9 protein-coding genes are annotated in these 22,622 nt (G+C 59.2%); 6 read left to right on the plus strand and 3 right to left on the minus strand.

The window, feature by feature from the left end:
- The first annotated feature begins 60 nt into the window (after window positions 1-60).
- The 5 genes from GNF76_RS00360 to GNF76_RS00380 all read left to right on the plus strand — a co-directional run bounded on the left by GNF76_RS00360 (window position 61) and on the right by GNF76_RS00380 (window position 6,551).
- The gene (locus GNF76_RS00360) at window positions 61-2,580 is read left to right on the plus strand and encodes a CS1-pili formation C-terminal domain-containing protein (protein WP_155581213.1); all 2,520 of its coding nucleotides are present in this window, start codon (window positions 61-63) and stop codon (window positions 2,578-2,580) included.
- A gap of 23 nt (window positions 2,581-2,603) precedes the next feature.
- On the plus strand, window positions 2,604-3,830 hold the full coding sequence (locus GNF76_RS00365; protein ID WP_155581214.1) for a hypothetical protein: 1,227 nt from the start codon (window positions 2,604-2,606) through the stop codon (window positions 3,828-3,830).
- A gap of 74 nt (window positions 3,831-3,904) precedes the next feature.
- Complete coding sequence (locus GNF76_RS00370; RefSeq protein WP_155581215.1) at window positions 3,905-4,666, plus strand: molecular chaperone; 762 nt, start codon at window positions 3,905-3,907, stop codon at window positions 4,664-4,666.
- Between the two features lie 5 nt (window positions 4,667-4,671).
- Entirely contained in the window at window positions 4,672-5,157 is a 486-nt protein-coding gene (locus GNF76_RS00375; protein WP_155581216.1) for a CS1 type fimbrial major subunit, read from the plus strand.
- A gap of 161 nt (window positions 5,158-5,318) precedes the next feature.
- The gene (locus GNF76_RS00380; protein WP_155581217.1) at window positions 5,319-6,551 is read left to right on the plus strand and encodes a hypothetical protein; all 1,233 of its coding nucleotides are present in this window, start codon (window positions 5,319-5,321) and stop codon (window positions 6,549-6,551) included.
- A gap of 108 nt (window positions 6,552-6,659) precedes the next feature.
- Here GNF76_RS00380 and GNF76_RS00385 read toward each other — a convergent pair whose 3' ends face one another.
- The 3 genes from GNF76_RS00385 to GNF76_RS00395 form a co-directional block, all read right to left on the minus strand.
- Window positions 6,660-11,738 carry an NEL-type E3 ubiquitin ligase domain-containing protein gene (locus GNF76_RS00385; protein WP_155581218.1) on the minus strand — a complete coding sequence of 1,693 codons (5,079 nt, stop codon included), beginning with the start codon at window positions 11,736-11,738 and terminating at the stop codon, window positions 6,660-6,662.
- A gap of 422 nt (window positions 11,739-12,160) precedes the next feature.
- The gene (locus GNF76_RS00390; protein WP_246211840.1) at window positions 12,161-17,272 is read right to left on the minus strand and encodes an NEL-type E3 ubiquitin ligase domain-containing protein; all 5,112 of its coding nucleotides are present in this window, start codon (window positions 17,270-17,272) and stop codon (window positions 12,161-12,163) included.
- 199 nt (window positions 17,273-17,471) lie between these two features.
- Window positions 17,472-20,573 (minus strand): transglycosylase domain-containing protein, encoded by a 3,102-nt coding sequence (locus GNF76_RS00395; protein ID WP_155581220.1) that lies wholly within the window; start codon window positions 20,571-20,573, stop codon window positions 17,472-17,474.
- A gap of 620 nt (window positions 20,574-21,193) precedes the next feature.
- Here GNF76_RS00395 and GNF76_RS00400 point away from each other — a divergent pair.
- Window positions 21,194-22,615 carry an amino acid permease gene (locus GNF76_RS00400; RefSeq protein WP_155581221.1) on the plus strand — a complete coding sequence of 474 codons (1,422 nt, stop codon included), beginning with the start codon at window positions 21,194-21,196 and terminating at the stop codon, window positions 22,613-22,615.
- Window positions 22,616-22,622 lie beyond the last annotated feature (7 nt).

The following is a 22,622-nucleotide window of genomic DNA, read 5'->3' on the forward strand; positions in this document are numbered from 1 at the left end:
TTTTCCCCAGTGGCTGGCCTGCTTTTCATCTTGTCTCCTGGCCCTCAGAGTATTCCTTTCATGTTCCCGATGATGCCCATCGCGATTGCGCTTGCGCTATTGGTCTGTACGAGCGCCTTGGCCGCGCCGACGCCCGGTGCCGTGACGTCGACCAGCCTGCTGACCCAGGCCCAGGGTTTGCCTGCCGGGTTCAGTGACCATTTTTTCGACGTGCCGCTGGCGGTACGGGTTGAACTGGATCAGCAACTGTTGGGTGAGGCGCTGATTGTCTTGTCGCAGGATGAGCGTGTGACCCTGCTGGAATTTACCGATTCAGGCGAGAGCAAGGTTCCTGCTGCGACGCGCGATACCTGGCAGTCGGCGCTGGAACAGGGCATAGCCCTGGGCCCGTGTACCCAGTCCTGCCCACAGCAATTGGTATCCATGCACTACAACCTTGAAAACTCCCAGCTGTCGATCATTACCCAAAACGCCGAACACACCAGTGATGCCCCGCGCTACCACCCACAGCCCGAAGGCGGCAGCCGTGGCTTGATCATCAACAACCAGCTCAACCTCAACGGCGGCCAGGACGAAGACCTGGGCGGACGTTACGGTTTGCAGGCCAGCGCCAGCCTGGGCAACTGGACCCAAGTGTTCAACCTGCAACTGGCTCGCCAGAGTGGTGATGAAGAACAACTGCGTCACGCGATCCATGAGCTGTATACCCAGCGTGAACTGGAAGGCCAGTTTCTGCGCCTGGGTCATTTCACCCCTAATTCCGATGGCCTGATGCGTCAGTTACGCAGCTTTGGCGCCAGCCCCGATACGGCCCTGGGTGCTATGTATGGCAGCTCTGACAGCCTGTCTATCAACAATGCCAAGGCCAGTGTTTACCCGATCTACGTCACCGCCAATCGCCAGGCCGCCGTGGAGATTTACCGCAATGGCCTGCTGATCAATACCCAGGCGGTGTCGGCCGGTTTGCAGACGCTGGATACGCGCCCCCTGCCTGGCGGCATCTACGAAGTGGAAGTACGCCTGGTGGAAGACGGCTTGACCGTCAGCACCACCCAGGAACTGGTCTACAAACCCAGCAACTGGCGCAACGTCGATGACCGCTGGCGCTATAACGTATTCGCCGGGCGTGAAACCAAGTTGTTCAGCAACTGGGACGAACAGGCCACTGGTGCAATGACCGCCGGCGCCTCCGTCAACTACCTGGTGCACCCACGGGTGATTCTCGGCCTGTCGGCGCGCGAAGTGCGCGAGCAACTGCAATATGGCGGCTCGGTAGACTGGACCGTTGCCAACAACACCAGCCTTTACACCAACGTCTATCAGACCAATGAACACGGCACTGGCATGGACCTGCAAGGGCTCTATACCTTCGGCGCCACCAACCTGGTCTTTAGCCATAACCGCAGTTGGCTCGACACCCGCGACACCTATGAAACCCTGCCCGACGGAACACGCCTGCGGCGCAATACCTTCGTGGGCCAAACCAGCAACTCGGCGGTCTCCGTCAACCATCGGGTCGATGCGAAAAACTCGTGGAACCTGCGACTCTCCCACAGTGAAGGCAACGCCGAAGGCGCCGGGCTGGACCTGGGCTGGAGCCGCCGCGACACCGTGATGGGCAGCGATGCCAATTGGCGCTTCTCGGTGTTCGATCGTCCCGGTAACGCCGGTACCGATGATCAGCGCAACCGTGGCGTCGACATCAGCTTGAGCCTGGCCCTGGGCAGTGATGGCCGGCAGATTTCCGGCAGCATCGGCACCCGTACTGCCCGTGAGGGTGGCCGCGACAACAACGCCTCCGTCACCTACCGTCAGGACCTCACCGACCACTTGTTGCAAAGCGTCTCGGCCACGGCGATCACCGACACCTACGGCATCGGTTTATCGAGCATGGCCAGTTTCGACACCGACGTTGTCAGCGGTGACGGTTTTGTCCAGCGCAGTTCGTTCAACAACAACTTCACCGGTGGTTTGAACCTGCACAGCACCTTCGTTGCCGGTGCCGACAAGATGCTGCTGACCAGCCAGTACCAGAGCAACGGCGCGGGCATGATCATCGACGTCGAATCCGATCTGGACAGCATTGCCCTGCGGGCCGATGACTTCAACGGCGGCGGTGCGCTGCTGCGGCCGGGGCGCAATTTTGTGCCGGTGTCGGCCTACAAGAGCAGCACCGTCAACTTCGACTTTGAAGGCAACCACCCACCGGCCGCCAACATCCAGCCGGCGCGCACCACCTATCACCTGAACAAGGGCGGGGTGGACTACCGGAAAATCACCGTGATGAAAACCGTCAGCGTGCTCGGGCGCCTGCTCGATGCCCAGGGGCAGCCGCTCAAGGGGCACCACGTGATCAATCACGCCAGCCGTGGGGTGAGCGAAGTGGATGGGTTCTTCTCCATGGAAATGAGCGCCAGTTCTCCGACCCTGGAAGTGCGCTACCAGAACCAGTTGCTCTGCCAGTTCCGCCTGGACCCGGCCACGGCCGCGAATGAAAACGACGTGCTGATGATCGGTGATCTGCGCTGCACGCCGGACACCCTGGCTGAAAACACACTTAACGCGCAGACCGCCGGTTGAGTGTCATGACGAGACAATTCACGATGAAACGCATCAGTAGCGTGATAACGCAAATGGGCGCGGCAGTGTTGTTGGGGGCTTCGTCCGTGGCCAGCGCCAACGATATCACCGCGCTGTTCAGGCCGAATCCCGGCAACCCGATGGAAAACAAGTTCGAGAACACCACGCCCATCAGCTCAATTTGTGCCGCGCATATTCCGGCGCGCTGCAAGGCGCTCGGGATCTTCAGCCTCAGGGACAATGACATTGTCACCACTGCCAACGCGCCCATTCTGGCCAACCACGAGGATGAGCGGCAGGGCTTTATGGTCAAGGTGCCGTCCGATTGGCGAGACCTGCAAGTGACCCATTCGTCTACTGGGGAAACCGAGACGGTGCAGTTGCGCATTGCCGGTATCGGGGGGTTCTGGCGAATGTCCCGACCACCGGGTGTAGGGGGATGGGCGCAACCGGGAACGTCCTGGCAGAGTCGCTGGCAAACCGCGCCGAGCCCTTGCCAAAGTACCGGTCACTTGCCTGCCGGTGTCGCGTCTGCCTCGTATTTCTGGCTTACCCCTGAGGGGGCTGGAGCCTGCAGTCGGCAACCTTCGCAAACGATAAATGCCATGTACGTCAATACCATGGAGTACGCCTATGAACTCAGGACTCCCAACCCTCTGGGCATGTCCAGCGGGCAGTACGTGGGAAGCATCACCTACAGCATGGGACCAGGCGGTGACTACGACTTTGGCGACGTGTTCATACCCTCGAAAAACGCTATCACCTTCAACTTCACCCTGAGTGTGGAACACGCCCTCAAGGTCGATATTCCTCCCGGCGGTAATCGCATCGAATTGATCCCCGACGGCGGCTGGCAAGCCTGGCTCGATCGCGGGCGTACGCCGACCCGGCTGTACCGCGACCAGACGTTCCGTATCGCCGCCAGTTCACGTTTCAAGATGCAGTTGGAGTGTTCGATTGTCATGAACAACACCTGTGGCTTGCGCAACGGCAACGGTGATGAGGTGCCGGTGCAGGTCGCCGTGACGCTGCCTGTTGGCATCGACGGTCAGGACGACCAGGCGGTGCGCAAGCGCCCCCTGCGGTTGGATGGCACGGGTACCGAGTTGTTCCAGCCGCTGTTTTACGTGAATGACCGTCCCGGCACCCTGCACTTTGAAGTGCTCAGTGATGACATGCGCGAGATGCTCAGCCGGCCAGGCAGTACCTATTCGGGCGTGGTGACCGTGGTCTGGGACTCACAGGTCTAGACCGGCCCCACAACATCGGCGGCCGGGTACTTTCGCCCAGGCGCGCCGCGTTCAATCAATGAGGCGTAGTAAACATGAAGCATGCAGTGTTATGGATCGGGTTGTGCCTGCTGTCGCTGACGGCCCACGCCGGGCCGCTGATCAATGTCGGGGTGGTGTACGACTACCTGGAAGGTGATCGCAGTTCTTACCTCAAGCGCGTGTTCAATGGCGGCACCAGCACCGCGTTCATCAAGGTCAATGTGCTGGAGATTATCTACAACGCAGACGGCACCACCCGGGAAGTGCCTGTCGCCTCGATGACCGATGGCAAGGGCAACACCACCAGCCGCGACGGGCTGATGGCCAGTCCCGCTCGAATGATTGTGCCGGCGAACGGGCGTCAGGGCACCCGGCTGTTGTACATGGGCGCGCGGGACACAGAGCGGTATTTCCGCCTGCGCTTTATCCCGGTGGTGCCGGAGAAAGACGACAACTTTGGCATCACCGACGAAGAGCGGGCCGAATACAAAGACCATCTGGCTGCCGGGATCAACGTGATGGCGGGCTACGGCACGGTGTTTTTCGTGCGCCCCAAACACACCCGTTTCGATACCCAGATCAATGAAACGAGCGGCGAGTACCAACTGCGTAACGCCGGCAACAGTGTGGTGGTACTCGACGAGTTTTACGACTGTTCGGCGACTAGCGCAGCCGACTGCGTGCCGACCACCAAGCACCACATCCTTCCGGGACGCCAGTTGACGTTCGAGAAAAAACCGGACCGGCGTTACAGCTTCGTGCTGGTCGAAGGGCAGGTCAAAAAGCCGATGAAGGTCGGGAACAATAACGGGTGATCATGATGTTCAAGCAACTGACAAGACTCGGTGTGCTGGCGGCCTTGATGCTGTCGGGCACCCAGGCCGGAGCGATCCAGGAACGCTATTCCTTTGATGTGTCGGTGACTATTCCGGTCCATGAGGCCTATGTGCTGCCGTCCGAGCCGGACTGGATGGGCCAGGATCAGCGGCTGGCCTGGAACCTGGTGACGTCCCAGCTCAGCCATTTGCGCAAGAACTTCGATGTGAAGAACCTCCATGGCGGTGTCGCTGCCCGGTTGGGGGATACGCCGTACCTGTCCAACAACGGGCAGGGCCGCATCGATTTGCAGGTGCTGTTCAACCGTATCCCCTTGACCCTGGACGCGACAGAGGTGGTCAACGCCGAGGTGGCGCGCGTCGGCACCCGGGCCGAGCTGGACATCTCGGCGATCGAGCCCCCGGGTGGTTATAACGGCGGCGAGTATTACGGCACGGTGCACCTTGTGTTTGATTTTTTGGCACCGTGAGCAGGGGCCTCTTGCAAAGGCCTGCCGTTCGCTCAAACCACGGCGGCCAATGAAAACGATGTGCTGATGATTGGTGACCTGTGTTGCACAGCGGGCACCCTGGCTGAAAACACTTCCAGCCCTCAGAGCGCCGGTTAAGTGCAATGACGAGACCCTTCACGATGAAACGCGTCAATACAGTGATCACACAGATAGGGACGATGGGCGTGGCGCTGTTGTTCAGTTTGTCGGCGCAGGCTGCGGTTCAGGAGATCCGGGCGACGTTTGTCCCGGACCCGTCTAACCCGATGGTCAACCGCTTTGAGAATAAAACGCCCCAAGCGGGTGTCTGCGCCTCCTTCATGCCAGCACGTTGCAAGGCGCTGGGTATTTTCAGCCTGAGGCTTCCAGAGCTTTCGTTCGTTACGGAACAGGCGATTGAAGCTAATCATGAAAACCCGCGGCAGGGGTTCATGCTCACCCTGCCTTCAGATTGGCGGGATGTGGAGGTGCGCCACAGCATAGGTGAGACGGAAGTCGTCCAGATACGCATTGCCGGTATCGGTGGCAGTTGGAACCTTTCTCGTCCACCCGGGGTGAGTGCCTGGGCCCGGCCTGGGGCTTCCTGGCAATCGATGTGGCAATCGGCACCGGCCCCCTGCATGAGTACCAACTTTCTGGCGGCGGGTGCCTCTTATGCCCAGTTTTTCTGGTTGATGCCCGAGGGTGGCGGGGCTTGTGCAAGAACGCCGTCGGTGACGATCCCTTACTTCCGTTGGAGTGGCATTGACTATGTGTATGAACTGCGTACCCCCAACCCGTTGAGTATGCGCGCCGGTGAGTACCGTGGCTCGCTGTCTTACTCCATTGGCCGGGGGATGGACTTTGATATGGGGGATGCGCTGATCCCCAGTATCGACACGGTAGCCCTCAACTTTGTCCTGAGCGTGGAGCACGCCCTCAAGGTCGATATTCCGCCCGGCGGCAATCGTATCGAGTTGCTGCCCGACGGCGGCTGGCAAGCCTGGCTCGATCGGGGGCGTACGCCGACCCGGCTGTACCGCGACCAGACCTTTCGTATCGCCGCCAGTTCGCGGTTCAAGATGCAGTTGGAGTGCTCGATTGTCATGGGCAACACCTGTGGCTTGCGCAACGGCACAGGTGATGAGGTACCGGTGCAGGTGGCCGTGACGTTGCCAGGCGGCATTGACGGGCAGGGCGACCAGGCGGTGCGCAAGCGCCCCCTGCGGCTGGATGGTTCGGGTACCGAGTTGTTCCAGCCGCTGTTCTATGTCAATGACCGCCCCGGCACCCTGCACTTTGAAGTGCTCAGTGATGACATGCGCGAGATGCTCAACCGGCCGGGCAGTACCTATTCGGGCGTGGTGACCGTGGTCTGGGACTCCGAGGTCTAGGCCGGCCCCACTAAACATGAAGCCTGCAGTTTTTGTTTTCGGATCGGGTTGGTTTCCCCAGGGCCACTGTCCGGTGTCTCTCCGGCAGTGGCTGTGCAGAGGGCGGTATTACAGGCCTGCGTTTTTCAGGGCCTGGCGTGTCAATTGCCGGCCCAGCTCATTGTAATCATGCTGAATATCGTCGTAGAGCTTGCGCACGGTAGCGTCCGATAACGGCCGTTCGGCTAACACCACGGTGTGCGGGATAACCCGCTCATTGGCCAGGGTGACGAGCTGTTCGCGCAGTTGAGCTTTACGCTCGGGTGTCACTTGCGGGCTGGCCCATTCCTTTTGAGCGTCCAGCAAGTCCTCCAGTTGACTGCCGGCGTTGTTGCGTTGCTCACCTTGGGCGTTGAACGCTTCCAGGTGCGCGTCTTGCAGGTAGTCGTTCCAGAACGGTTGTTCAAGCAGGCCGTTCACCAGGCCATCGCCTTGCTCCTGCCCGATGATGCTGGCCGCAGCTTGGTCCAGATGCGCTTGCGTCACATTGGCTGTGTTGCGGTAGACCATGTGTTCGGACAGCCACGGCAGGTCGAGGCGCGTCTTGAGTCCGGTCTGGTAGGCGAGGTACACCTGCACGTCGTCAACGGTGTTGTCACCGAGGCCGAATGCCTGCCCCAGCCCGCCCTCGCTCTCTGGGGCTACACGATGCTGGATTTCTTGGTGGGCGAGTTGGTTGACCCGCTCCAGGCGCCAGGATTGCCTGGCCAGCGTTACCAGTTTCTTTTCGCGGGTCGATAGGCCTTGCGGGGAGTCATCTTTGCGGATGGTTTCCAGCAGGGTTTCGACGCCCATGCGGTTGAAAATATGAGCGCCGGCGTCTGCACAGTTGGCCGGGGCACCGGCCAGGCTGAACATCCGGTCGCGAAACTGTGGGTCTTTATCTACAGCAAACAGTAGTTGCCAGACGCGAATGGAGAGGTCGTCCCGACCTTGTTGAAACAACTGTTCATCGATATCCGTCTGGAACTCTGCAGGCGGTTGCAACAGTTTGAGGACATCGAAGAAACCCTGGGAACCGTGCTCCTGTTCGACGTCATCCCAAACCTTTATTGCGTCGGGGTGATCTGCTTCTGTCAGGCCAGACATCCAGTATTGCCTGTCGGCTGTACCCCCAGGTGGTGCAGTGCGGTATGGGTCGATACCGAAGGCGCGGCGATAGCGGACAAACCGGTCTTCATCCAGGCGCCCAAGTGTCGTGCGATCCACCCAACTGTTGGCCACTATCTGGGCTGCCACCGAGTCCTGGGCGAACTCGGGAACGGTCTTGACCTGGGTGTTGCTCAGGTCCAGCACCGGGATGCTGAGTCTTTGGATATCCAGGCCGCCTGGCCATTGGGTAATGCGGGTTCCGCGCAATACCAGTCGGCGCAGGTCAGGCATGTAACGGATATCCGGTGGGACCGCCATGAGCCGGTTGCCCGCCAGGTTCAGTGAGCGAAGGTACAAGAGGCGTCTAAGTACGTCATAGTTATAGGCGTCCGACCAAATGATCGGGTTCTCGCTCAGGTTCAGTGCCGTCAGGTCCTTCATGTCCACCAGATAGGCGGGAATGAGATCCAGGTGGTTGCTTGACAAGTCCAGGGCCCGCAGGTTGGGGAAGTTCATGAGAAACCCCATGTCTAGATCACTTAGCCGCGTGCCGTTCAGGTTCAGTCGGGTGACATGGCTGAAGTCAGCTCGTAGCGGTTTCAGTTGTCGTATGCAATGACCCAGGGTCAGTCCGCTCAGATCCAGCAGGGTACCGCGAGGTCCTGGTTCCGGGGGGAGCATGCGCTGGTAGGCGCCTTCTGCCCAGCAGGTTTTCAGTTCATTGATGATCAGGTCTCGCATGAGTTTTTCGTGCAGCGTGATAGTGGCGCTTGCCCTGGCGAGTGCTGGTTTTTCTCTGCGAAATTGGTCCATGTCTTCGTCCAGTGTCGCTCGGTCGGGTATCAGCGTTTTCAGAAACTGTTCCCCCTCCGGCGTGCTCAGGTAGGGCATCGCTTTTTGTATCTGTTCCTCGCTCAAACGGGGGCACAGTTGGGTCAGTGTTTCTTTGAGCGTGGGTGGCTGCCTCGGTGGATTTCTCCGAAGTAAACGGCGGAAGGCTCCGAGCATGGGTTTTTGCAGCAAGCGTTGTGTCGTGCGCTCATCGGCCTGGCGGCGAGTGGGTTCTTCCAACACCTTGCGGCGTTCGGCCAAGGGTTCAAGTTGCTCGATGAGCCATGCCTTGAATATGCCTCCCTGGCCCGGCAGGTAGTCGAGCGTGTCTTCGGGGACAGCACGCAACACCGCCTCGTAGAAGCTGTATTGCGCCTGGGAGGCAGAGGACGCGGCATCGTGGATCTGGTAGCGCCCGAGGCTCTTGTACACGAGTATTTTTTTCGTGCCGGCGTCTGCGGGCCCCACCTGGCAACGCAAGGCGCCGCTGGGGGATTGCTCATGAATGGCTATGTTCAAGTCACCCAGAGCATCGGTGTGCAAACGCACGATATTGAGCGCCATGCGTTCGGTGTCCGCTGTCAGCAACGCGTCGTTGTAGAACCCTTCAACCGCATGGCTGGCGCGGACTTCGTTGGCCAGTTCCCGGGCCAGGTTTTTCAGGCGCAGGGGGATGCGTTGCTCGCTGCTCATGATCCTCAGTTCTTGCGGCGAAATGCGTAGCAGCAGTGTCGCCACCAGGTCTTTGGGCAGTTGCGGGAACTGCTGTTGAATCAGCCGGCCATGAGGCGTGTCGATCACCTCTGCGGTGCTGTAGAGGTGGTTGAATATGGTGGTTTTTTCCTGCATCAGTGTATCGGCCAGCAGATCGCGCAGGGCCTGGATTCGCCCGGCCGGGGTTTCGGGTACGGGAACGGACAGCAGGGTACCGAGCTCTGTTTCACTCAAGAAGGCGATGAGTTGCTCGGGCAACTGGCCCGCTTCCACGTCCCGGTGACTGATCTTGAGGGTGTTGGCATCCGTGGCGTCCTGGGCCCCATAAGGCATGGCATCACCCACCAGGTCGTCACTTATAAACACCTTGATGGCTTTGTTCGACGGCCAGCCCGCACGTTCACTGGTGGTTTGCGCCGACCAGTTGGTTGGCAGCTCAGTCGTGGCCCCGGTGCGGATTTTTTCCGGCATGCGTTCGAGTTCCCCGCGTAGCTTCATGCGCTTGAGGCTGTCGGCCAGCAGGGGCGGTGGGGTATCGCGGTTGGCGTACATCATGCGCAAGGCGCCGTCATGGGTGCCGCTGGTTTCACAGGCTTGTTCGAGTTGGGCGGGGGAGAGGTCCTTGACCACGGGCCCGAGGCGGCGGCGTAAGGTCTCGCTGTCCCAGGTGTTCGGGTTTTCCCCCTCATGCACCCAGGCGCCACTGCCGTTATGCTCGAGCGTGGGTGAATAGGCCTCGGGACGCGTGGGGTGTTTGACCCGGTAAGTATTGGTAGCTTCTTCGTGTTCGACGACGTAGTGCTGGTCATCCAAGGGCAGGATTTTTTGCTCCTGGTGTGCATGCAGGCCCAGTTCATTGGGACGGGAGTCGCTCGGCAGCTGCAGGTCTTTCTTGGCATAAGGCGCAAGGTCGGGGTTCCACAAGCGTTGTTGACCCCCCACCTTGACTGCCCGCAGGCCGTCGACGAAGGCGGAGCGCTTGAAGACGCTGACAATTTCTCCACCCTCGGCGAAGATTGCCAATTGGATCAAATCGCTAGTCACGCCGATGAAGTGCTCGGCGCCTTCTATGATCTGTCCCTCTGCCAGGTCGACAATTCCTTCGAGCACCTCGTTGGCCAGCTGGAGGGCGGTGTAGACCAGCATCAACTCGCCCAGGCCCGGTACGAACGGGGTGACGACCATCAGGGCCGCGTTGAAAATATCCGAGAGGATTTTTGTAAAGTTATCCCACCAGGCCCAACGTTGTGCGCTGTCGGTATCGGCCGTGGAGACGGCGATGCTTCGTCCATCGTTAAGGATTTTGTTGAAGGATTGCTGGTAGAGGTATTCCCACAGGTCACCCTCGATTCTGCGTGAGGACGACCGTAGCCTGGGATCGTCCTGTGGGACTTTCTGACCGCCCTGGAGCGTGCACAGCTGTTGATCCAGCCCGGCAAAGAAATGCCCGCGTTGGGCATGGTCGACAAACTGGCTGAAGAACTGTTGGTAAGTCTGTTGTTGACGAGAAGGGATGGGCGCGTTGGCTTGCAGTTTGCGGGTCAGGTCGCGCATGAACTCAGGGATCGAGTTGTACTCCTTGACCGGACTCTCAGGGTCGTGGGGGATGTAGGCGATCACTTTCGACTCGCTGGAGGCCCGATCCAGGTCTGCGGCAATCAGCAGAATACCGCTCAGCGCCGTCTCCAGAATGCTCAGTTGGTAGAACTGCATGACGCCTCGTTCACTGCGTAAAGCGCGCATCAATACATGGTAGGCGGCCATCCCCAGGTCCGGCACCTGTTGCACATCGGTTTTCAGGCAGGCCAGTTGCGCTGCGGCCCTGAGCGCGGCTTTCTGGCTGGCGGTGACCTGGTTCTTCAAATCGGCACGGGCGGCGAGGTCCGTCGGCAGCAGGTGGGTGTTCAAGTGGTGTTGGTAGCGGGCGCCGAGGTCCAGTTCACGGCACAGCGCTTTGAACTGGTCGAGGGACATCGCGTCGGTTAACGGTTTGAGGGTGAAGTGACCGCGGTAGTCCGGTTGACTGATGTAGCAGGAGTTGTCTTCAAACGTTTCGCTATTGGCAAAATTATGCAACGCGGCGTCCAGCAGGGACACTTTTCGGGAAGTGACACCCTGGGAGATATTGAAGGTGTACCAGGGCAGTGCTTTGGGGATATACAGGTTCAGGAAGGTTGTCTTGACGTCCAGGTCGAGTTGGTACTTGTCCAGGATGGCTTTTTTCAACAGCGGCTCGGCAAAGGCATACACGTCCTGCACGTTACTCAGTTGCTGGTCTACGCTGTTTTGCGCACGCCAGCCCTCGGCATTGGCCGTCTTGAGGGCTTGATGCTGGTCGGGTGTGGCGCTGGTGTACCAGGCCGGCCGAGAAAGGACTGCATTGTTTAATTGAGTGACTTTCGCCAGGGAAGTCGTGGATAGCCAGTCCGGGATTTTTTGTTTGATCAGCTCATAATGCGGGCCTTTATAGGGCGTTGCAGGCGCCCGGAACGGGATTGGAGGTTTGGGCATTAAGTTGAACTCGTTAGAGGGATTTAATTATTAGCGTATCCTTTGTGGTTGAGAATAAAAGTTCAAAATTCTGAGGGGTGTTTAAGTGTTAAGTGTGCGGGTTATTCGTTATTTAAATGTGAAATATATATAACTAATTCCTGGAAGCTACGCCCATTCACGAGTACTCGCCGCCGCCTCCTGACAAATGCGTAACTCCCAATAATGCTGTTCCGTTAAGGAAACGCGCCGAATAGCTGATACGGCCGTTTTCTGTAGCCGCTGCCGAAGAATGAGGCTGCGATGGGCTGCGTAGCTGCCCCAAGGGCGGTCCTGGGGCCCGCATCGCAGCCTCGTACCTCGGCAGCGGCAGGGCAACCGAAAGCCCAAAAAACGTTCGGGCAGTGGCTTAACTGAGCGGCATCAAGACATGCCCCGGCGTCTTACTCGTCGATCCGCCCCAGCGACTGGCGGGTCTGCTCCCGTAGCCATTCCTGGCGTCGCCGGCCCAGGTCATTGAGCAATTGGTTGTAGAGCTCATCGGATATCGGCTCGTCAGGCACGACGCGGTCTTCGATTTGTAATTGCTCGATCATGAGTTTCAGTTGTTCGCGTTTTTCAACTTTTTGTGGCTCGGTCAGGTCCGGGGATTGGGTCAACGCTTGCTGTTCGCTTTGCAGTTGATCGAGGAGGGCAAATTGTTCATCGATGCTGCTCTCGTTGATCTCGTAGTCTGTCGCATAGCGCTCCTTGAGGAAGTTTTCCCAGTAAGGCTCAAGCAGTATTTGATCCACCAGCCCGTCACCTTCACTCAATGACAGTACTGCCGTGTGCGCTCGGCTGATGGAGACTTCATTGACCCTGGCGGTCTCCCGGTACAGCATGTGTTCGCTGACCCAGGGCAAACCGAGCCTGCGGGCCAGGCGCGTCTGGTAGGCCAGGTGAACTTCTACTTCATCAACGGTGCCAGGCTCGCCGCTGATCATCTCTGAGGTCAGTCGCAGGCCTAGTCCACCTTGCTCGACAGGTTTGAGACGGTGAGCGATGTCGGCGCGCGCAACGTGGTTCAACAGCTTGAGGTTGGCCGCCCCCTTGGCCAGTTTGATCAGTTGCTCTTCACGCTCAGCGGGTGTTCGGCTGAAGAGCCTGGCCCGGCTCGCCTCGACTTCGATGCCCATACTGTTGAATATTTGCATCCCCGCATCGGGGCACAACCCCGGAAAGCTGGACATCCGAAACAGTGTTTGCCGCAAGTCGTGGTCGGCGTCCATGGACGACAGCATGCGCTGCACTTGTGATCTCATCATTGCGCTGTTCTGTTGATAGAGTGCCCTGTCGGTCGGGTCTTCGAAGAACTCTGGGGGCTCCAGGGCTTTGATCACTTCGAAAAAACCTTGGGAGCCGTGTTCATGCTCCAGGTCTTTCCAGATGGCTCTATAAATAAAGCGGTTTTCATTGTCCAGATCGTCGAGCCAGTAACCGCTGTCGCCTTGGGGCTCATAGGTCCGATAAGGGTCAAGCCCCGCGACGGTTCTATAGGTCTCAAAGCGCTCCTGGGCCTCAACGGTCAGTTTTGCACGGTCCAGGCGGGTCAGGGCAACAATGACGGCCGATTCGGAGTTGCTGGCAACCAGGGGGACACTGGTAATGGGGTTACCGCGCAGTTCCAGGATGAAAGTACTGTTGCGTGGTTGTGCAAACAAGCCGGTAGGCCATTCGCTGATACCGGTGTCGCTTAACAGGAGTACATCTAAATTGGGCATCTTGCTGATATCCGGCACGATGCCCAACGGGTTGTTGGCCAGGTTCAGGCCGCGTAGGCGCGACAGGTTACTCAACTGCTCGGAGGTCGAGGCGTCCAGGACAATCTTGTTGTCGGCCAGGTTCAGCTCTCTGAGATTGGGCATGCGCTGAATGGCGGGAGGCAGCGTTGTTAGAGCGTTGCCTGTCAGATCAAGGACCTTCAGTTTTGGAAAGTGTTGTAGGAAGTTGGCACTGCTCGAAGAGAGTTTGTGGCCGGTCATGTTCAAGCGAGTGACCCGTTGCATTTCGGTGGGCAGCTCGGGCAGCTTGTCCGGCCATCGCGTTTTAGAAAAATCCAGCCTGACGCCACCGCGCGGAGTGTTGAGCTCGTCATGCAGTCGCGTATAGCCCTCACTCCAAGCCTCCATCAGCTTGTCAGCAAAATGGGTTCTAGTCTGACGAATCACTGCCTCCGGGGGATCGTCCTTGGAACGCGTTATTTTGGATTTGATATAGTCACCCAGCGTTTTTTCAAAGGTTTGGCCTTCGGTTTCCAGGTGCTCCAGTTTTTGTAGACCTTCCGCTGTTTCCGCTACTTGAGAAAAGCGTCTTACACCTTGCTCAGACATTTGGGGGAGCCACCTTTTGATGCGTTGCTGCAAGGTGGCGGGGGGCGCCTCTTCGGCCACTGTACCCCGTAAAGTGCTGATGAAGCCGCCCCCCAGCAAGGTGAGGGTTTCAGGTTCGGCCTGTACGCGGATCGGTGGTTCGGCCATTATCAGACGCCGCTCCGCAGGGGCTGTGATCTTTGTGATCAGCCATGACCTGAAGCGCTCACCGTCGATGAAGCGTTCGTCGGTGGTCAGGGTATGGAAGACCGCGCTGTAGAAGTCTGTCGTGCCATGCAGCAGTGTGCCTTGAGCATTAAAGACCCGGTATTGGGCCTTTTTGTTGCGCACCAGGATGCGCAGGTTGGCAGCGTCCTGTTCACCGACCTGAATCCGCAAGTCGCCAGTCGGGGCTTTTTCACGGATTTCGATACGCAAGTTCGCCAGCGCGTCGGTGTGGATTCTCAAGGTATTGAGCGCCAGGCGTTCGGCTTCTTCCGACAGAGGATAGTCTTGAAGGATCTGCTCGAACACCCGTGTGCTGGTGACCTCGAACTCCAGTTCCCGGGCCTGGTTCTTGACGTCCAGTGGCAGGCGTTGGTCCTCGCTCATCACCTTTAGATGGCGGCTTCGGGTATGACGGACCAACCGTTGGGCGATGCTCAGGGGGAGGTCGGGGTACTGGGTGCGCAGTAACTGGACATGCGGGTCGTCAGTGGCTTCTTGTTCGAGGTAAAGGTGCTGGGTGAGCGATTGACTCTGTTGTTCGACATGCTCGGCCAACCGATCACGCAGTGCCTGTACCTGTTCCGGTGCGGGCAGGGTTTCGCCCAGTAAGCGGGTGAGCTGTTGTGGGTCGAGAAACGCCACGACTTTTTCCGGCAGTTGGCCGGACATGACGTCGGCGATGCTGAGCGTCAGCACGTTATCTCCCTGGGCAGTCGGACTGCCATAGAAACGGGAGTCGCCGGACAGGTCGGAATGTTGATAGACCCGCAGCGCTTTGTCCTGCGGCCAGCCTTCAAGCTCGGTGACCATTTGCTCAAACCAACTGGACGCAGGGTCAAGCGGTTGTGCCATGCGGATTTTCTCGATACTGGTCTTGATCTGCCGGTCACTTTTAAAGCGTTGCAACGTGTCGGCGAGCAACGGCGGAGTCGGTTCATTCTTGACGTACATCTGGCGCAATGCACCGTACTCCACTCCGCTGATGACGCGTACTTGCTCAAGCTCAGCGTTGCTCAATCCATCCGTCTGTGGCCCCAGTCGGCGCAGTAACCGGGTATTGCTCCACGCGCGCGGCTGTTCGCCTTCCAGTACGCAGGCGCCGCTGCCGTTGAGTGTTACCGGTGGGCGATAGGCGTCGGAACGTTTGGGGTGGGCGAGTTGGAATGCCTGGTTTTCGGGATCCTGCCGGACTTCATAATGACGGTTATTCACACGCACGATCTGCTTGCCCCGGTGGGAGTGCAGGCCATTTTCCTGCGGTTCTGGCAGATCCTGCACCCTGTGCTGATAAGGCCGCAGGTCAGGATTCCACAAACGGGTATCGCCGGAAGGCATCTGTACGGGTTTAAGCCTGTCAACAAAGGGAGACAACTTCAGGCGGGCGACTGCTGCGAGCTGCCCTCCGGCGTGGAATGTCCCCAGTTGAATAACGTTTTCGGCAACCGCCAAGATATGCTCCCACCCCTCAATTTGCCGGCCTGCGCTCCAATCGACGATGCCTTCGAGTATGTCGTTGAGCAGTTGGTAGGTGGTATAGGCCAACATCAGCAGACCCAGGAAGGGGACGAATGGGGTGATGACCATGAGGGCGACGTTGAAAATGTCCGAGAGCATCTTTTCCAGATTGTCCCACCAGGCCCAGCGGGCCATACGGTCGGCATAGTCTGTGGAAATGGCGATTTCCCGAGCGTCGTTGATGATTTTGTTCAGTTTGACCTGGTGCAGATAACGCCACAGATCCTCGCTGGTATCGTTAGCAACTTCATCGCGTACAGCCTGAATGCGAAACTGCAGGTCGGGTACCTGCACAGGGGTTTCACGCCAGTTTGGATCGCTGTCACCCGGTTCCCTCGGGTACCAGCGCACGGTCGAGAGCAAATTGTTGAGCTGGTTAAAGAAGCGCCCGCGCTGTTCATGGGGAACGAACTGACTGAAAAATTGCTGATAGCTGAGGCGAGGCGAACCCGGTGTTGGCGTCTGGTCACGTAACTGGCGGGTCAGTTCTTTGACGAAGTCCAGTGACGACGCGTATTCCTTGAGGGGATGCTCCGGGTCATGGGGGACATAGGCCAACATCCGTCCGGTACCCCAGTCAGCCGTTTGCGAGGTGATGATCAGGACGCCGGCCAGGCGGGTATCCAACAGGTCCAGGGTGTAGAACTCGATTGGTTTGGCGTCGAGCATCAGCAGCCCGGGGGTGCCTGTGACCATGAGCTGGATCAGCTCATAGGCGTCCTCGGCAATGTGATTTTTGTCCAGGGCCATCTGGGAAGCGCTGTCCAGGGCTGCCCGCAGGTTGTCGATAACCTCGTGTCGTAGCGCGTCGGCGACCGACGGATTATCGAACCCCAACGAGGCCCGAAGTTGCTGTTGATAGCGCGCGCCAATGTCGAGGTTGCGGCAGAGCGTCTTGAACGTGTCGGCGGTCAGCACCTGGCCGCTCACGTTATGGGTGAACGTCAATAGCTGGCGCTGGCCTCGGGCATCTTCATCGGAGAGGAAGGCGTAGTCGGCGAAGGTTTCCGAGGCCGAGAAATTGTGCAGTGCGGCATCGAGCAACGTGATGGTTCGGCTGGTAACGCCAGGCAGCACACTGATCGACCACCAGGGCAGGTTGGCGGGGGAATAGAGGCGAATTGAGGTGTGTGACACATCAATATCACCGTAGGCGCTCAGCGCCTCTTTGAGCAGCGGCTCGGCAAAGGCCTGGACGTCATTCAGTTGGGCAAATTTTTTGTCGAGGGTGTTCTGGGTGGACCAATGCTTGTCCAGAGCCTGTTTCATGGCCGTGTGTAACGGTGGCGTGAGTGCGTTTGTGTGGAGCCCGGAGATGACGGGCTTGAGTGTTCTTAGTGTGGTCAGTCGCTGGGGCCCGGTATCGAGCAACCAGCGAGGCAGTTGTTGTTTGATGAAGTCGTAATGAACCGGTTTTTTTTCTACGATCGAAAGTGGTCGTTCTATGACAGCGGCAGGCATGGTTGGATGACCTTTTAATAATGCTTGGGTCATTCGATTGTGTGCGGGAACGCTCCATTCAAACCTCGAAAATGTTGCTCGGAACAGGGGGGATTGGATGAGCAATTCGGGACTGAAAAGTAAACAAGTAACGCCCTGCTGCGAATGCTCTGGCGGGCAGGGTATTGGCTCGAGAACGTGCGGAAAAACTTAGTTGCGATTAACCGCCGGCGGTTGGTGGCAGGCACAAGCTCCGGGCGCCGGGTTGTAGGTAAGGCATCAGAATCGGAGCCATGCCCTTGAGTACTTGTACTGGCAAGGCCGAGGTGAACGTGAAGCCTTGGGCCGAGGCACCGGGCACGAAGGCGGTCAGGGTGCCGAAGTGATGCTCACCGATGTAGAACACAAACGTGGCCGTGCGGTTGATCGACTTGGAGCTGAGAATGCGTCCGCCGGCACCGATGGCTTCAATGCGGTTATCCCCGGTACCGGTTTTACCGCCCATGGCCAGCGGCGTGCCGTCTGTGAGTTTGAAACTGCCGGAAACCCTTTTCGCCGTTCCCGTATCCACCACTTGCGACAACGCCTCGCGCAAGGCACTGGCGACTTCGCTGGGCATCACGCGTTTGCCGCGATTCGGGTCATTGATCAAGCGGGTTTCATAAGGCGTGGCGGCAGCAAAGTGCAGGCTGTCAATGCGCAGTGTCGGTTGACGCACGCCGTCATTGAGGATCGTTCCTACCAATTCCGCAAGGGCTGCGGGCTTGTCGCCCGAACTGCCAATCGCGGTGGCCAGGGACGGCACCAGATGGTCGAAGGGGTAGCCGACGGCTTGCCAGCGTTGATGAATATCCAGGAACGCCTCGATCTCCAGCATGGTGCGGATACGACTGTCGCGGGCACTCTTGTGTCGGCTTTTGAAGAGCCAGCCATAGACTTCCTGACGCTCGTGCTCGCTGGCGGCGACGGCCTGGGTGAAGGTGGCGTCGGGCTTGTTCAACAGGTAGCCGAGCAGCCACAAGTCCAGGGGGTGGACCTTGGCGATGTAGCCTTGGTCCGGCAGGTCATAGGCGCCGGGGCCGTAGTTTTGATAGAGCTTTTCCAGACGTTCATCGGTGAGCTTTTCCGGGTCCTTGGTGTGGATCAAGTGGGCGCGTACGAAGCTGTTGAAACTCTGTTGACTGGCCTGGGGCAGCAGGTAGCGGTGCACGGCGGCCAGGCGGATGGCGGTGGGGTGCATGCCGTCGAGGAAGGTGTCGAGTCGGGCCTGGGTATCTTTGTTGCGGTACTTTTTCCAGAAGCGCAGCAGAAAGGTAGTGCCCTCGCGGTCAGCGAATTGGGCCAGGTATTCCTGGCGGCGCGGGTCGTTGTCGTCCTTGAGCAACTCGGCACTGTTGTTGGCGCCGTGGTAGGTGCTGTAGCGCACCAGGTCGCGCATCAGGCGAATGAACGGCAGGTTGATCGATTCGCGCAGGGCATCGCGCAAGGTCGGGCTGCGGCCGTTGTCTTCGTTGCGAAAGTTGTGGAAGTGATGCAAACCGCCGCCGGTGAAAAAACTTTCGCCGGGGCTGGCGGAGTACTGCCGGTTGAGGGCCGCGTCGAGCATTTTCGGCAGGCTTTGGTCGCTGTTTTGCGCCAGGTAATCCACGGCCCAGCGGGACAGGCGATCCTGGTCGTCGACGTTGACTTTCCTCAGTGCGGCGGGCGCTTGCCCGGCGTAGCGGTCATGCAGTTCGCTGATGATCTGCAGGTAGGTGGTCAGCACCCGCAGCTTGGCGGTGGAGCCCAGTTCCAGCTTGCTGCCTTCGTTGATGTCGAAGGGCTGATCGGTGTTGTCGGTCTGTACCCGCACGCGGGCGCCATCGGGTGTCATCTCGTAGAGGTTGAAGCTGTAACGCACCTGGGCCGTGTTGGCTGGGGTCAGCAGGCGCGGCCCGAGCAGGCCGAGTTGTCCGGCGAAGGCGGGGTCGGCCAGGTGCTTGAGGTAGGCGGTGGCCTGGGTTTGCAGGTCATTTTGCAAGGTGCTGGTGGCGGACAGGTCGAGGCGGTCCAGGTCATACAGTGGGCGCTTGAGCAAGGTCGCGAGGCGGCTGCGGGCGACACTGATGCCTTTGTTGGTTTCGATGGGTTGGATCGTGGGTTGTTGTTGCCAGTCACGGTAATTGACCTTGCTGGCCAAGGCGGCGGCGGACAGTGCGGGTTCGATCACGCCATTTTGTGCCAGCAGGCGGATGTGACTGTCGGTGAGTTCCGCCAATTCCTGGCGACCTTTGGACAGATAGTGCGAGGGCCGGCGCTGGGCGATCATCAACGACAGCACTTCCCGCAGGGCCAGGCCTTTCTGCGCCAGATTTTTTGGATCGTTGCTGGCCAGAATGGCGTTGCTCTGCTTGAAGTCGGCGCCGTACCAGACTCGCAGACCTTCGGCCATGCCGTGCACTTCCCCGTGGCCGGGCACTGCCGACAGCGGGACGCTGTTGAGGTAGTCGCGCACGATGTTTTGCCGCGCCCTCAGTGTCTCGGGACCGCCCTGATAGGTGCGCACGCTGGCGGAAATCATCTGGCGAATCTTCTCGCCGCCAGACAGCGTTAGCCCATCGGGTGAATGGCGGTATTTTTCCAGTTGGGTAGCCAGGGTACTGCCACCCGCTGTCTGGCCTGGCAGGTGCAGCAGCTTGGCGATTTGCGACCAGGCGGCCTTGGCAAAGCGCGGCCAGTCCACGGCCGGGTTGGCCTGGGGTTGGGCCGGGTCCAGCAGGTCGCGGTTTTCGATAAACAGCAGGCTGTTGATCACCACCGGCGGGATGGCGGCGAAGCTGGGGTAGAACTGTTGCGGGTAGCTGAACTGGTACAGGGGCACGGCACGGCAATCGGTGATTGACAGGCCAGCCTGGATTTTTTCGGCATAGGGCACAAACAGGCCGTGTCGGGTGTAGTCCAGCAGGGCGTCAGAGAAGTGCGCCTGGCTTTGGATCAAGTAGTCGCGCTTGAGCAAACGTGGCAGGAAATCACCCAGGGCACTGTAGCCCAGGCGCTTGTCGAAGGGGCCGTCGCCGGGGTAGACCATGGCATTACTGGGGCCGGGCTGGACCTTGTAGGTCAAGGTCTCGGCAAGCCGGCTGAACTCCCGGGCCTGCCACTTGGACGTACGCATTTCCCGCGAAGCGGCATAACCGAGGGCGATCAGCCCCATCACCAGCAACAGCCAGAACATTCGCCAGACAAAGCGTCGTTTGCGGGGCTTTTGTGGCAATGGCTGTTCATCCGTGCTGTCGGTTGGCACCGCAGCCTTGGTCGAATTGGTTTGCCACAAAGCACCCATAGTCGATTGATCCATTCACGCAGATTGATCGGACTTGTCTGAAGCTTAGACGGTGGTTGGCGTGTGGGAAGAATTTGTGTGGGCAATCGATAGCAGGGGTGGGTACCTCTGACTTAAGGAAAAATGAAGAACCGACACAGCCGATTTCTGTAGCCGCTGCCGAGGTACGAGGCTGCGATGCGGGCGGCAGGACCGCCGCCGGGGGCCGCTACGTCGGAATGCCGCCCAGACCCATCACAGCCTCGTACCTCGGCAAGGGCTACAGAAGGTGCGTTCTAGAGCCTCCTGCCGAGGTAAACCCGACAAAAGCAGGGGCATGACGATGCACCTTCCCTGTGCAATACTCGCCGCCGCTAATTAAAGGCAATTCCTACATTGCCCAGGTGATGCCCCTCCGAAAAAGGCGCTTTTACCGAGACTTCTCGCTGAATCTTGCTGTTTATAGAGTGAAAAGCCCTGCCCATGGCTTTTTATACTGCACCCCCGCTGAGCTGGTCCGGTTTGCAGGGCCAGTCAGGTTTGCCCAAAAGGCAGGCCTGGCAGGAGGGCGTCGTGGCGACCCGCTGCGACGTCGAACACTCGGTGGTTCATATCCAATAACAAAATGAGGTTGTACCCCTATGCCCGCTGGCAACCACCTGCCCCACGGCGAGACCGCATCAGGCGGTCCGCTTAAACGCGAACTTGGCGAACGGCATATTCGCCTGATGGCGCTCGGCGCCTGTATCGGTGTCGGCCTGTTCCTGGGTTCGGCCAAGGCCATCGAGATGGCTGGCCCGGCGATCATGCTGTCGTACATCATTGGCGGCCTGGCGATCCTGGTGATCATGCGCGCCCTCGGCGAGATGGCGGTGCACAACCCCGTCGCCGGCTCGTTCAGCCGCTACGCCCAAGACTACCTCGGCCCATTGGCCGGCTTTCTCACCGGCTGGAACTACTGGTTCCTGTGGCTGGTGACCTGCGTTGCAGAAATCACCGCCGTCGCCGTGTACATGGGCGTCTGGTTCCCCGATGTGCCGCGCTGGATCTGGGCCCTGGCCGCCCTGGTCAGCATGGGCACCATCAACCTGATCGCAGTGAAAGCCTTCGGTGAGTTCGAGTTCTGGTTCGCCTTGATCAAGATCGTCACCATCATTGCGATGGTCATCGGCGGCGTCGGCATCATTGCCTTTGGCTTCGGCAACGACGGTGTAGCGCTGGGGATTTCCAACCTGTGGGCCCACGGCGGCTTCCTGCCCAACGGTGTGCAGGGCGTGTTGATGTCGCTGCAAATGGTGATGTTCGCCTACCTGGGCGTGGAGATGATCGGCCTGACCGCCGGTGAAGCGAAGAACCCGCAGAAGACCATTCCCAATGCGATCGGCTCGGTGTTCTGGCGCATTCTGTTGTTCTACGTGGGCGCGTTGTTCGTGATCCTGTCGATCTACCCATGGAATGAAATCGGCACTCAGGGCAGCCCGTTTGTGATGACTTTCGAGCGTCTGGGCATCAAGACCGCTGCCGGCATCATTAACTTCGTGGTGATCACTGCCGCGCTGTCGTCCTGCAACGGCGGGATCTTCAGCACCGGGCGCATGCTCTACAGCCTGGCGCAGAACGGCCAGGCCCCGGCGACCTTCGCCAGCACCTCCAGTAATGGTGTCCCGCGCCGCGCGCTGCTGCTGTCGATCTTTGCCTTGCTGCTGGGGGTGTTGCTCAACTACCTGGTACCGGACAAGGTCTTTGTCTGGGTGACTTCGATCGCCACTTTTGGCGCGATCTGGACCTGGGTCATGATCCTGCTGGCCCAGCTCAAGTTCCGTAAAGGCTTGAGCCCCGCCGAACAGAAAGCCCTGAAATACCGCATGTGGCTGTACCCGGTCAGCTCGTACCTGGCCCTGGCGTTCCTGGTGCTGGTGGTGGGCCTGATGGCGTACTTCCCGGATACCCGTGTTGCGCTGTATGTAGGGCCTGTGTTCCTGCTGTTCCTGACGGTGCTGTTCTACGTGTTCAAGTTGCAACCGACCAATGCCTCCCCAGGCTCGGCACGTTCAACGTCCTGATACGTAC

This window comes from Pseudomonas spelaei, from assembly GCF_009724245.1.
GTDB lineage: Bacteria > Pseudomonadota > Gammaproteobacteria > Pseudomonadales > Pseudomonadaceae > Aquipseudomonas > Aquipseudomonas spelaei.